General features: G+C 45.3%; 9 protein-coding genes. 5 read left to right on the top strand and 4 right to left on the bottom strand.

What is annotated here, in order from left to right:
* The first annotated feature begins 30 nt into the window (after positions 1-30).
* Genes WCY20_RS11250 through WCY20_RS11240 form a run of 3 tightly spaced genes read left to right on the top strand, consistent with a single transcriptional unit; the run spans position 31 to position 1,951 of the window.
* Positions 31-663 carry a hypothetical protein gene (locus WCY20_RS11250; RefSeq protein WP_345975195.1) on the top strand — a complete coding sequence of 211 codons (633 nt, stop codon included), beginning with the start codon at positions 31-33 and terminating at the stop codon, positions 661-663.
* A complete protein-coding gene (locus WCY20_RS11245) occupies positions 663-1,493 on the top strand; it encodes a prepilin-type N-terminal cleavage/methylation domain-containing protein (protein ID WP_345975194.1) in 831 nt (276 codons plus the stop codon). Before WCY20_RS11250 ends, WCY20_RS11245 begins: the two co-directional genes overlap by 1 nt.
* The gene (locus WCY20_RS11240; RefSeq protein WP_345975192.1) at positions 1,469-1,951 is read left to right on the top strand and encodes a type II secretion system protein; all 483 of its coding nucleotides are present in this window, start codon (positions 1,469-1,471) and stop codon (positions 1,949-1,951) included. The genes WCY20_RS11245 and WCY20_RS11240 overlap by 25 nt, the downstream gene beginning before the upstream one ends.
* A gap of 175 nt (positions 1,952-2,126) precedes the next feature.
* Here the strand turns inward: WCY20_RS11240 and raiA are convergent, their stop codons facing one another.
* On the bottom strand, positions 2,127-2,660 hold the full coding sequence (raiA, locus tag WCY20_RS11235) for a ribosome-associated translation inhibitor RaiA (protein ID WP_345975190.1): 534 nt from the start codon (positions 2,658-2,660) through the stop codon (positions 2,127-2,129).
* A gap of 107 nt (positions 2,661-2,767) precedes the next feature.
* Entirely contained in the window at positions 2,768-4,564 is a 1,797-nt protein-coding gene (gene recG, locus WCY20_RS11230) for an ATP-dependent DNA helicase RecG (RefSeq protein WP_345975189.1), read from the bottom strand.
* 202 nt (positions 4,565-4,766) lie between these two features.
* Between recG and bamD the strand changes: the two genes are divergently transcribed.
* Together bamD and lon are read left to right on the top strand one after the other, a co-directional pair.
* Positions 4,767-5,513 (top strand): outer membrane protein assembly factor BamD, encoded by a 747-nt coding sequence (gene bamD, locus WCY20_RS11225; protein WP_345975188.1) that lies wholly within the window; start codon positions 4,767-4,769, stop codon positions 5,511-5,513.
* A 142-nt stretch (positions 5,514-5,655) separates the two neighbouring features.
* Entirely contained in the window at positions 5,656-8,076 is a 2,421-nt protein-coding gene (lon, locus tag WCY20_RS11220) for an endopeptidase La (protein ID WP_345978262.1), read from the top strand.
* 325 nt (positions 8,077-8,401) lie between these two features.
* Here lon and WCY20_RS11215 read toward each other — a convergent pair whose 3' ends face one another.
* Both WCY20_RS11215 and WCY20_RS11210 read right to left on the bottom strand, forming a co-directional pair.
* Entirely contained in the window at positions 8,402-8,776 is a 375-nt protein-coding gene (locus WCY20_RS11215) for a response regulator (RefSeq protein ID WP_345975187.1), read from the bottom strand.
* A 13-nt stretch (positions 8,777-8,789) separates the two neighbouring features.
* The gene (locus WCY20_RS11210; RefSeq protein WP_345975186.1) at positions 8,790-12,020 is read right to left on the bottom strand and encodes a nitrate- and nitrite sensing domain-containing protein; all 3,231 of its coding nucleotides are present in this window, start codon (positions 12,018-12,020) and stop codon (positions 8,790-8,792) included.
* Positions 12,021-12,031 lie beyond the last annotated feature (11 nt).

Genomic DNA, 12,031 nt, shown 5'->3' with positions numbered 1-12,031 from the left:
AGCGCTTCTTTAAGGCGAAGCGCTTTTACTATGATTGAACTAATCTTTGCCATTGTCGTGATCGCTGTCGCACTTTTGAGTGTGCCGTTGATGATAGAAACAAATAACAGAGCATTGGAACGAAGTCTTGCACAGGAAGCAGTGTTTTTAGCCTCTTCTGTCTTGTCGGTAGCGACAACAGAAGCCTGGGATACGATGTCGATTGTCGATACAGGAGAAAGCGACGTTTATGTGGCATCCAAGATTCTGGATGTCAATGATGCAGATTCAGGATCACCTTATGCCCGCGCAACAATAAACGGTGAAATCAGCAATATCCGTATCGGCGGTCTGCGTGAAGATAGACACCGTCAGTTCTTTGACTACAATTCAAGCAAGGCAGCAAGCGAACAGCCGAAACCGGTAGGAGATGCCGGTTTCACCGTCGCCATAGACAACTCTGTCGCTGCAATTACCGGGTACAAATCTGCTTATACCGTGAGCGGAAGACGTATTTATGTCGATGATGCAACAGATATCTTTACAACGCCGGCTGCCGGTCTTGGTGTCAGTAATCTAAAGATGACTGAGGTTACGATATCTGATGATAATGGTGCTGTGGCAAGACTGCGCGCCTATACTGCTAATATCGGCGAAGCCGATTATGCCAAGAGGATATTCTGATGCGTAAAGGGTTTACTCTGCTTGAACTGGTTTTTGTCATTGTGGTCATGGGGATTATGGCTAAATTCGGCGTTGAATTGCTTTATAAGACCTATGAAAACTATATCTCGAGTAACACATTCAACAGATTGGAAAATGAGAGTGAGATGACGGTTAAACAGATAGCCAACCGTCTGCAGTACCGAATAAAAGACTCGACAATAGCGCGGACTGCTGTCGGGGGTACTGCGGTGCCGATAGGCAGTATCAGCGGAAACGAAAAAGTGTTAGAGTGGATAGGTATAGATATCGATGGATGGAGAAGTTCCGGCGCCCCTCTATGGAGCGGCTTTGTTGATTTGCGTGCCTCGACCGCGGGGCAGCTTTTTTCACCCGGCGGCGGTGCGGCTGGTAGCGGTGCGCTCTTCTTTATCGGTTCGGATGTGGACCTGACATCGAATTTCGGCTGGGGAGGAGGCGCAATAGGTGATCAAAGCGCATCGATGCACCCCGTTAGTATTACAGCGGGTACTGTAGGCGGTCAGGACGGTAGTATTATCACACCGGTCGGTGGTGATTTTTCAGATGCGGCCGGCGGTGTCTACGAGTTTTATCAATTTTCAAAGACGGCGTATGCGGTCAGTTTGGAGGGAAGTGACCTTGTACTATACAGCGGTTATCAGCCCTGGAATGGAGAAGGTATGGCCAATGGCAGGGTGCTGATGGAAAATGTAAAATCATTTCAATTTGCATCTGTCGGTGATACTATAATTGTACAGGTTTGTCTTACGGACAACAATGCTGCGGGACTAGGGGAGTATTCATTATGCAAAGAAAAAGTCGTTTTCTAAAAGAGAGAAATGGATTTGCCATGATAACGGCAATTTTTTTCATGGTCATTATGGCAACACTCCTGCTGTCTATGCTGGGTTCATCCGCTGAGACGGCCGAACGTACGACGAAGACTTATGTCAACGAACAGGCGCAACTGCTTGCAAAAAGCGCTACAGAATATGCGATCTTAAGAGTTTCTGGAGTAGATCGGGGTGCAACCAATACCAACTGCTTGCCAGGTTTTACCGCACAATATCCTAACGCTGCAGACCCAATGTATGACATTACCGTAACAATCAACTATTTTGGATTCGGGGATGGGTGTGCACCATTGTTTACGGCTGGCACAGTAGGAACGATTCAAACGGCGGAGTCATTAGGTACGATGCTGATCGATGTATATGTTCAAGATAACCCAAATCTGGGGTTAGACGAACCGGTACGCTATCATCGCCGTACAATGCAAAAACTCTAAAAGTTTCAGCTGCGGCACGATTTGCATTTCAGTTCACCACTCTACGCACACTCGTGCGCTATCGGGATCACTTAAACACAACTCGCACCACTTCTGAAGCTTTTAACGGAGTACGAACTTTTAAAGATGCGCTGTGCCATCTTTCTTAGCACTTAGCACTTAGCACTTAGCACTCTTAATACAGCCCGTAACGCCCATCACTGCGTTTGTAAAGAACGCGTGTTTTACCATCCATATCATTAAAGATCTCAAACTGTTTATTGCTCTCTTTGAGTTCCTCCAGAACCTCCCCGGTCTCTCTAGGCTTGTGGATATCGAGGTCATGCGGGACGATCTCATCTTCGAAACGCTCCGACGCGTTGATCACATTCGTATTGGAAGACTCTTTTTTGGCTTCATTGATACTTTCATTGTGATGGTCGTTTAACTTGTCGTTTAGCCGGCGCATCGCTTTTTGCGCGCGGTCGGTAGCCAGATCGGCTGCAGCATAAAGATCGTCATCGCGTTGTTTGATGATAATGGTGTTTTTACCGGCAACGTTGATGGTGTATTCAAGAGAAACCCCGCGGTTACGTTCCTGCTTAGCTACAACAACACTGGCAGAGATAATGTCTAAATTGTATTTTTCCATGGAAAGCAATGAAGCATTTATGTAGTCTTTAATCGGCTCGGTAAGTTCGATCTGTCGTCCTGTAAGTGATACATTCATATGTTTTCCTTTTTCTAATTTGGAACTATTATAACACAGTGATGAAGAACGTGGTATAGAAAGAAGAATCAAGATAATGATTCCCCGTAATGCTCTTGAAGCGTTGATCACACCTTATCGGGATTAAGATACTTTATGACTTTTTTTACGATTGCTTCATCTTCACCCATGTCTACCCATCGAAATTTGTCGCCGCTCTGTATTTTGCCAGCAAGAAGATCGCCGCTCTTTCGAAATTTTAGATCAAGTGCGGCAATATCGAAGCCGTTATCGGTATTGACAAAGGCATCGAGCCGTTCGCTTTTGGCTTGATTGGTGTAGAGATAGCAGTAGCCTGTGAGGCCATTACGGCTGACACGGCCGCGGAGCTGATGCAAGGTGGAGAGTCCGAGCCTTTCTGCTCCTACGATAATGATAGTCGTCAATCTCGGCAGCGAGATACCGACTTCGACAACGGTGGTGGCAAGCAGGATATTGCCCTGTTCTCTGAACTTGAGCAGCACCTCTTCTTTGTTCCTGTCTTTGCCGTGAGTGACATAAACCTCTTTGAACCTTTTTTCCCAGTAGCCGCGGGCTTCTTCGATGCTCTGATAGTCGAGCGCTTCACTCTGTTCGACCAGAGGATAGATGATGAGGACCTGATGTCTTTTTCCCAATTCATCTTCGATCTTTTTTAAGAGATCTGTAAAATCGTTTTTACGGATGACGGAGGTGGTGATCTCCTTTTCGAAAGGGGTCTGAGTGATGAGGCTCACATCGATATGCGCCGAGTCGATCATTGCCTGAGTCCGGGGGATGGGCGTAGCAGAGAATTGCAGGAAGTGGGGGCGTCTGTCATGGCTGCTAATGAGATTTTCTAGCAGTTTTCGCTGTCCCGTACCAAAGCGGTGCTGTTCATCGATCATGATAAGGCCGCTCTCAGGCAGTTCCCTGTAAAGCAGGGCATGCGTGCCGATAATGAAATTGTATTGAGACAAGTCAAGGGATTTTTTTGTGCTGTTTTGTACGAGAACACTGTTGAGGTTCGGAAGATGTTTTTGCGCCTCTTCAAAAAGCTGGTTGGCCAAAATGGTCGTCGGCGCCATCAAAATGGCACGATGCGGCTGTGCAATGAGTGCCGAAGCGAGGATGACCATGGTCTTCCCCGCGCCGACATCACCGACGATCATACGTTTTGCCGCAACATCCTCTTTGAGGTCGTTTTCTACTGCTTCGATTGCGGCGGTCTGCTCGTGTGTCAATGTAAAAGGGAGTGTTGCTGCCCAATCTCTCCACTCTCCCTCAAGTTTATAAAGAGAGGGAAAGTAACGTCTCTTTTTACCCAGCACTTTCATATAATCATACAGCTCCGCAAATTTCAGGGCCTGGAGCTGTCTTGGAGAGAGCCTGTCACCTTGCTCCTGGTTAGGGAAATGGATACTAAGAAGAATATCAATGACGGCGTCCGGCAACCCTTCCGCTTTCAGGTTGTCACGGTTTATGTACCGTTCTATCAGGCGCCGCATCACATCGGTTCTCAGGACTGTTTTGTATTTGGGAACGATGGTGCCGACATGGTCGATTTTTAGGGGGTGCATCATTTGGCAATGACCACTGTTGCAGCTGATCTTCCCGTAAAAAAAGCTCTGTTCACCGATGACAAAATGGCGAAGCATATAAGGTTTGGGCTGAAAAAGCACCGCTTCAATGCGGTGGTTGAAATTATGGGCAAAGAGGGTGATGAGCGTGCGTTTCGGCGAATGCGATACCTGTTCGACAGTCGCATCGATCACCTGCATCTTGTCGACCTGCATCTTTGCTGCGATGCGTTTGTCCTCATATGAGACCGGCGCAATCGTCGAGAGCGCGGTGATGCTATGTACGCCAAGACGTTTGAATCTGTCCAGATCTTTTTGCTCAATCAACGATAGAGGCCTTTTTTTATTTTTAGTATAACGCCAAATCATTGAATAATGCGATTATCTGACAAAAGTATCCATGATTAATAACAACTTCGATAAAATAGGCTTTTTAATAACATGACTATCGTACATTATCTCATTCCTGTCTGTTACCGGAATATCGGAGTATGTGTGATGACAAATACCTAAATAATATTGAGAGCAAATGAAACACATTTTTTTACTGGCAGCCTTTCTTCTTTTTGTGACAGGCTGTAGCAAAGATATCGAAGAGTATAACAAACCGGCAGCTTACTGGTATAAGCGTATGATCGAATCGGTTTCTGCGGGCAATCTTGATAAAGCGGACAACTACTACAGCTCTCTGCAGAGCGAACATATCGGGTCGCCCCTCCTGCCAGAAGCGACGATGATCATGGCACAGTCGCATCTGCAGTATGAAGAGTATCTTTTGGCTGAGCATTTCTTAAACGAATACATCAAGCGATATGCGACGCCAAGTGAACTCGAATACAGTGAATACCTTAAGATCAAAGCAAAGTATATGGCACTGCCGAACCCGCGCCGTGATCAAGGTCTGATCAATGAAGCGATCACGGCAGGAAACCATTTCAAAATGAAGTACCCACACTCTATCTATTATCCTGTTGTCGACACCATGGTGACACGGTTGATCCTGGCACGTGCTGCGCTCAATGAAAGTATTGCGCTGCTTTATGAACGCCTTGACAAACCGATGGGTGCAGAACATTATCATAATGTGCGCAAAGAGGAGTGGATCGATTGGAACGAGGTCGAAAAAGCGGACGTTGCCTGGTACAAAGAGATCTTTGAAGGTGACGGGACAGAGAGTTGGTATGCTTTTATAATTCCGGATACCCAAAGTGTTGTTTCGCGCAACAGTCAAGGTCAGGTCAAAACGTCGGATGAAGGCAGCAGTGGGAAAGAATAAATTGTGTATTATCGTGCTGTTGAGCCTGGTTACATAACTTTTTGATTTGCCGTGAAGCTTAAATATTTCAACCAATAACATTTGTTTACCCATTGGCTAACCTTAATGTTTATAATACTACCCATATATTTCAGGAGCAATGATGCAATTAGACAATTATGATAATTTTCCAACAGACCTGCCCGTTATAGCAGAAGATGATATATTTTTATACCCTTTTATGATCTCACCGCTATTTTTGAGTGATGATAAAAATATCGCAGCAGCAACCGAAGCGATTGAAAATGATTCACTGATCATTGTCTGTCCTACCAAAGACAGCCATGAAGGCGAACGTGATTTTGAAGCGATCTATGATGCGGGGGTGATCGGTTCGATTATGCGTAAAGTGGCACTTCCTGACGGACGTGTCAAAGTGCTTTTTCAAGGTCTGGCGCGTGGTCGTGTCGTCAAGCCGTTAACGACTGAACCGATACTACATGCTACAGTGGATACGATAGAACCTTCCGAAGTCAATGAACTTAAAATGGATGCCATCATCGAGGTGGTACGTGAAAAGGTACGCACACTGTCTCAGGTCAGCGGTTACTTTCCGCCTGATCTTCTTCGTACGATCGAAGAGAACCATGAACACAACCGTATAGCCGACCTTATCTGCAGCACGATAAAGATGAAAAAAGATGAGGCCTACAAGCTCTTTATCGAAGCCGACATCGAGAAACGTTTTTTGATGCTGATCGACATCCTGGTCTCCGAGATCGAAGCGAATAAGCTGCAAAAAGAGATCCGGAGCAAAGTCCAAAGCCGTATTGAAAAGGTCAATAAAGAGTATTTTTTAAAAGAACAGCTTAAACAGATCCAAAAAGAGCTAGGCACCGATAATCAGCGTGAAGAGGAGATCGAGGAGTATCGTAAAAAGCTTGAAGCTAAAAAAACAAAAATGGGAGAAGAGGCCTATAAGGAGATCAGCAAACAGCTTGAACGCTTTGCCCGTATGCATCCCGACTCTGCCGACGCTGGGATGATCCAAAGCTATCTTGAGTGGGTGTTGGAGATTCCTTTCGGTGATTTCGCCAAGAAAAAACTCGATATTACCAAAGTCGAAGAGCAGCTCAACAAAGACCACTTTTCGCTGAAGAAGCCAAAAGAGAGGATAGCTGAATATTTTTCCGTGAAAGAACTTTTGGAGCTGCGCGGTAAGAAAAACAAAGAGAGCGGCGGTGCAATCCTCTGTTTTGCAGGCCCTCCGGGTGTGGGTAAGACCTCTTTGGCGAATTCGATTGCTACGGCACTGAAACGTCCTCTCGTCAGAATAGCATTGGGCGGCTTGGAAGATGTCAATGAGCTTCGCGGCCACCGCCGCACCTATATCGGTGCAATGCCGGGCCGTATCGTTCAGGGGCTGATCGACGCCAAGAAGATGAACCCCATCATCGTTTTGGATGAGATCGACAAGGTAGGACGCTCTCAGCGAGGCGATCCGACCGCTGTTCTGCTTGAGATCCTCGATCCTGAACAAAACAGCGCATTCAGAGACTACTATACCAACTTCAATATTGACCTGAGCAATGTGATCTTCATCGCTACGGCCAACGATGTAGGGCGTATTCCTGCACCGCTACGTGACCGTATGGAGTTTATCGGTGTAAGCTCATACACGCCGCAGGAGAAGTATGAGATAGCTAAACGCTATCTTCTGCCTCAGGAGCTGAAGAAACATGGGCTTAAAGCCTCTGAACTCACTATCTCAAAGCCGGCACTTAAAGAGATCATTGCCAGCTACACCCGCGAAGCGGGTGTGCGTAACCTTCGCCGCCGTATAGCCGATGTGACACGTAAAGCGGCTAAGATGATCTTGGAAGATCCGGAAAAGAGCAAGATCACGGTATCACTCAAAAACATCAAGCAGTTTCTTGAGAAGACGGTCTTTGAGATCGACAAAACGGATAATATTGACAGAGTCGGTGTCGCCAACGGATTGGCGTGGACGGCAGTCGGCGGCGATGTCCTTAAGATCGAGAGTATCCGCATCAAAGGGAAGGGGACTTTCCAGCTGACAGGAAGTCTTGGCGACGTGATGAAAGAGTCAGCACGTATTGCGATGAGTGTCGTGAAGACGCTGATCGATACGAAAAAGCTCATAGTCAGTCCGGATCAAGTCCCTGTGACGCCAAAAGAGCTGGAAGAGAAGATCACTATTGATCCAAGCGAGGTGTACAAACGCTATGATCTTCATATCCACGTACCGGACGGTGCGACGCCTAAAGACGGACCGAGTGCGGGTATAGCGATGTGTACAACGATCGCTTCGATATTAAGCGGGAAAAAGATCCGTTCCGACTTTGCGATGACGGGAGAAGTTTCGCTGACGGGTATTGTCATGCCGATTGGCGGGCTGAAAGAGAAACTGATCGCGGCACATAAGGCTGGTATGAAAGAGGTGCTGATACCGCAGAAAAACTATGAACGTGATCTCGATGACATTCCTGACGAGGTTAAAGAGGCACTCGTTATCACGCCGGTCTCTCGCATTGAAGAGGTTTTGGAGAAGATGCTGGTTTAAAGTTCCAGCTTCGGCACACCTTGCACCGAACTGCGGCAGGTCCGACACACACTAGCCTGACTCACCATTTAGTTGTTTACTGGAGTGAGCTGTTTGCTCTTCTTCGCTTTCGGCCTCAGTTTGGCAGAATCTGCTCCAAATCTGAAACTCTAACAGGTCAGTTTAATTTCAGGTGAGCTGGGTCTGCCCCCTTGGGTATCGCTACCTTTTCATAATCGCTTCACGCTTCACGCTTCACTTTGTCATAACAGAGGCAAGAGCTTGAATATAATATAAGGGTTGATTGGGAGGAGTTGATTTGCAGCACAATGCTGCAAGGAAGAGATTACAGAATGACTTCGGAGATCTTCTGTGCGACATCAGCTGCACGAACAGGTTTCATCAAGAAACCGTTCGCACCTGCCTCAAGCGCTTCATTTTTCTTTGTTTCATCAGTTGTTAAAACGATGATAGGAAGCTGATTAAGATTCTCATCTGCACGAACGACTTTAAGCATCTCAATACCACCCATGACAGGCATGATGATGTCAAGTAGGATAATATCAATATCATTGCGCTCTTTCAGTGCATTGATCGCATCGGCTCCGTTTCTTGCTTCGACGACCTCTGCAACATTTCCTGTTTTCATTAACATTGACTTTAGAAGCTTCAAGTTGATCATATCGTCATCGACTGCTAATACTTTTAAATTTTGTGCCATAGTTTATTTCCTTTTATTTTGTATATTTTTCTACGATTAGACGTAATAGATCTTTATTGACAAGATTGTTGATGATCTCGTCCGCAATTTCATTATGCTCAGTATTTTCCTGGGCTGCTGGATCGACCATCATGACGATAGCTGTTTTATTAGGCAGTCCGTCGACAGTCTCTTTCAACACGGCATAGTCAATATCTGCCATCTCTTTATCGATCAGTACCATGCGAGGGTTTTTCGCTTTAATATCGTTTAATAGTACGTTGAAAGACGCAGAAGTGATATAGTCGCATTTCAATTCGTCAAGCAGCATTGAGAACAGTTTTGTTTCGATAGGACTTTTTTTGGCAAGCAGAATATCGAGTGCTTGGACCTCTTTTTCTGCTACCGGTTCTTCAGGACTTTGAACTGCTTCAGCCACTTCAACAACTTTAGCTACTTCTTTTTCGCTCTCTTGAACTTCTTGAGCTACTTCTTCTCTACTCTCTGGACCTTGCTCAAGATCAGCAAGATCAATGATCTTATCTGAGAGGAAATGGTTGAGCAGAGAGGTTAACTCGGTACGTACCAGAGGTTTGGTCGTATACTCATCCATACCTGCTTCAAGGAAACGTTCACGGTCGCCTTTGAGCGCGTTTGCTGTCAAGGCGATGATCGGAATATGCGGAACGTTGAAGTCCTCTTCATAATCAAGGATCTCTTGTGTTGCTTCGACACCGTCTAGTACCGGCATCTGAATATCCATGAAGATAACATCAAAGTTGCCGTTTTTGCGTTTTTCGAAGGCTTCAAGACCGTTATTGGCCAACGTGATATCAAGACCGAGATCTTCCAATGTGCGGCGGATCAGTTTTTGGTTGATGATATTGTCTTCAGCAACCAGTGCTTTTGCTTTGAATTTTGACGTTTCCGCATCAAATTTTTTGTGACGGATCTTCTGAGCTTTTTTGTTGTTGAAGGACTCCAGATCGAAGGACTCAAGAATTGATTTGATCTTAGTCCCGTTCATAGGCTCGTACATGACTTTAAAAATATCCAGACCCATCGAGTCGATTTTCTTCATGTAATATGATTTGGTAATCAGAATAAGCTCTTCTTGCGTCTTGGCAAATTCCGCTAAATTATCCTCACTGGTGTAATCATAGTCTACAAAAAGCATGTCATAATTGATCTGACGTTCAAGCTTCTGAAGTTCCGTGATATCTTTAAATGTTGTATAGCTCACACCGTAAAAGTCAAGATACTGTTTAAGATAGGTCTCTTGACGTTTAGCTTTGGTGTCAGATTCAAGGATCAATGCATTGATATAACTGAACGTACCGCTCACTGATTCATTTAGTGTTTCGATCTCTTCAAATTCAAGTTCAAAGAAGAAGGTAGTACCATGGCCTGGTTCACTCTCAAGGTCAAGTTTACCGCCCATAAGTTCAACAAAACGGCTGGAAATGGTTAGACCGAGACCGGTACCGCCATATTTACGTGACGTTGAAATATCTGCCTGGCCAAATGCTTCAAAGATATTCGCTTTTTGCTCTGCGGTTACACCGATACCACTGTCTTCTACAGAGAATCGGATACGCGTGCGGTTTGGCTCATCGATAGGAACTTTACGGATATCCACATTAACAGAACCGCCGCTGCTCGTAAATTTGACCGCATTGGAGAGAAGGTTGATAATGATCTCTTTAAGTTTGGTCGGGTCACCTTTGATAGGGCGCTCAAGTTCAGGATCGACAAAACAGCCGAGGTCAATATGTTTCTCAGAAGCACGGACCCCGTAGACTTCAACCGCAGAATCAAACTCTTCAATAGGATTGAATACGATCTCTTCGATTTCGAGTTTATTACTTTCGATTTTGGAAAGGTCAAGAATGTTATTGATAATCTCAAGAAGGTTTTCAGAACTTTTTTCGATAATGTCGATAAATTCACGCTGTTCTTCTTGAAGATCAGTGTCTTTTAACAGCTCCGTAAATCCGACGATACCGTTAAGCGGTGTACGGATCTCATGGGACATATTAGCAAGGAACATTGATTTGGCTTCAGAAGCCTCTTTTGCATTTTCTGTCTCTTGTTTTGTCTGCTCAATAACACTTTCAAGAAGCGCGTAGGCCTGTGCTGTACCATCTGCTGTATCAAGATTGATTTTATGAGCAAGGTCCGTATCTTCTTCAGCCGTATCTTCTGCAACACGGTTAAGGACCGACTCAAGATTTTTGATGTTACGCGCGATATCATTGGAAAGAACAATGGCCAGGAATGCAAGAAGAATGGAGGCAACCCAAATCGCAACTGCAATGGCAAGAACCTGTATCGCATTCTCTTGAACAACGTTAGAACGTGCTCCCATTGCATCAATTAGGACCTTCTCAGCTTCAGAGAGAAGGTTTGTCTTCTCTGATAACATGGTGAACCAGATACCTGATTCGGTAGAGTAGAGACCGTCATTGACGGCTTGCATGATCTCGGCACGTTCCGTCGTGATATCTTCAAAAAGTTCAGCATTGTCTTCATCATTAAAGATAGCGGCAAGTTCTGCTTTGACAGCCGGGTCCAGTACCCCTTCGTAATTGATCGAGTCAGCTTTACCGATCAGGGTAATCCAGATATTAAGTTCTTCGGCATCAAATCGGGTAGCACGGGCAAGGGCGTAACTGATGAAGTCACGCTCGTCCCCCGTGTAGTGTTTTGCATCAAGAATATTGATATAGGCACTTGCAAGCGAAGCGATATCAGGATCCACTTCGAAGGCCCCGATGGTTCTCAGCTCTTGTAGTACTTCCTTTTCAGCAGCACCGTAGATTGTGTCGTAGATGTCTCCAAACTCAAGGTCACCGGCATCGATCTCTGCACGTTTTTCAGCAATAACACGAAAACGTTCATCAATATTTTTTTGACTTTCACAGGCAGCACACGCAGTTTTGCCGCTGTGATCATGCAAAAGTTTATTCTGAGCAAGGTGCTTGTCAAACGCGGCAAGTTTCTCATCAACAATGTTGCGCTGTGCATTCAATGATTTTTTCGTTGTCTCTGACTGGTTACCCAGATACATGACGGTCATACCGCGTTCACGTGAAAGGTTACGGATCAGGTCATTTAAAAAGAGATTCTCATCCAGTTTTGCTTGCAAGACTTTTGCCGCCTGGTAACTTCCATATGCGTTATATACATAATAACTTGCTAGCGCGAAGAGAATCAGAATAGGAAATAGACTGATCAGACGCAGTCTGTTTTTAAGTGCTATCATAGTTTTTAGCT

It is taken from the genome of Sulfurimonas sp. HSL3-7, assembly GCF_039645985.1.
Classification (GTDB): Bacteria; Campylobacterota; Campylobacteria; order Campylobacterales; family Sulfurimonadaceae; genus Sulfonitrofixus; species Sulfonitrofixus jiaomeiensis.
This window is presented reverse-complemented; position numbering and strand designations above follow the sequence as displayed.

Coding starts and splice junctions, on each gene's coding strand:
- WCY20_RS11250 (WP_345975195.1), top strand. CDS start 31: ATGATTGAACTAATCTTTGCCATTGTCGTGATCGCTGTCGCACTTTTG.
- WCY20_RS11245 (WP_345975194.1), top strand. CDS start 663: ATGCGTAAAGGGTTTACTCTGCTTGAACTGGTTTTTGTCATTGTGGTC.
- WCY20_RS11240 (WP_345975192.1), top strand. CDS start 1,469: ATGCAAAGAAAAAGTCGTTTTCTAAAAGAGAGAAATGGATTTGCCATG.
- raiA (WP_345975190.1), bottom strand. CDS start 2,660: ATGAATGTATCACTTACAGGACGACAGATCGAACTTACCGAGCCGATT.
- bamD (WP_345975188.1), top strand. CDS start 4,767: ATGAAACACATTTTTTTACTGGCAGCCTTTCTTCTTTTTGTGACAGGC.
- lon (WP_345978262.1), top strand. CDS start 5,656: ATGCAATTAGACAATTATGATAATTTTCCAACAGACCTGCCCGTTATA.
- WCY20_RS11215 (WP_345975187.1), bottom strand. CDS start 8,776: ATGGCACAAAATTTAAAAGTATTAGCAGTCGATGACGATATGATCAAC.
- WCY20_RS11210 (WP_345975186.1), bottom strand. CDS start 12,020: ATGATAGCACTTAAAAACAGACTGCGTCTGATCAGTCTATTTCCTATT.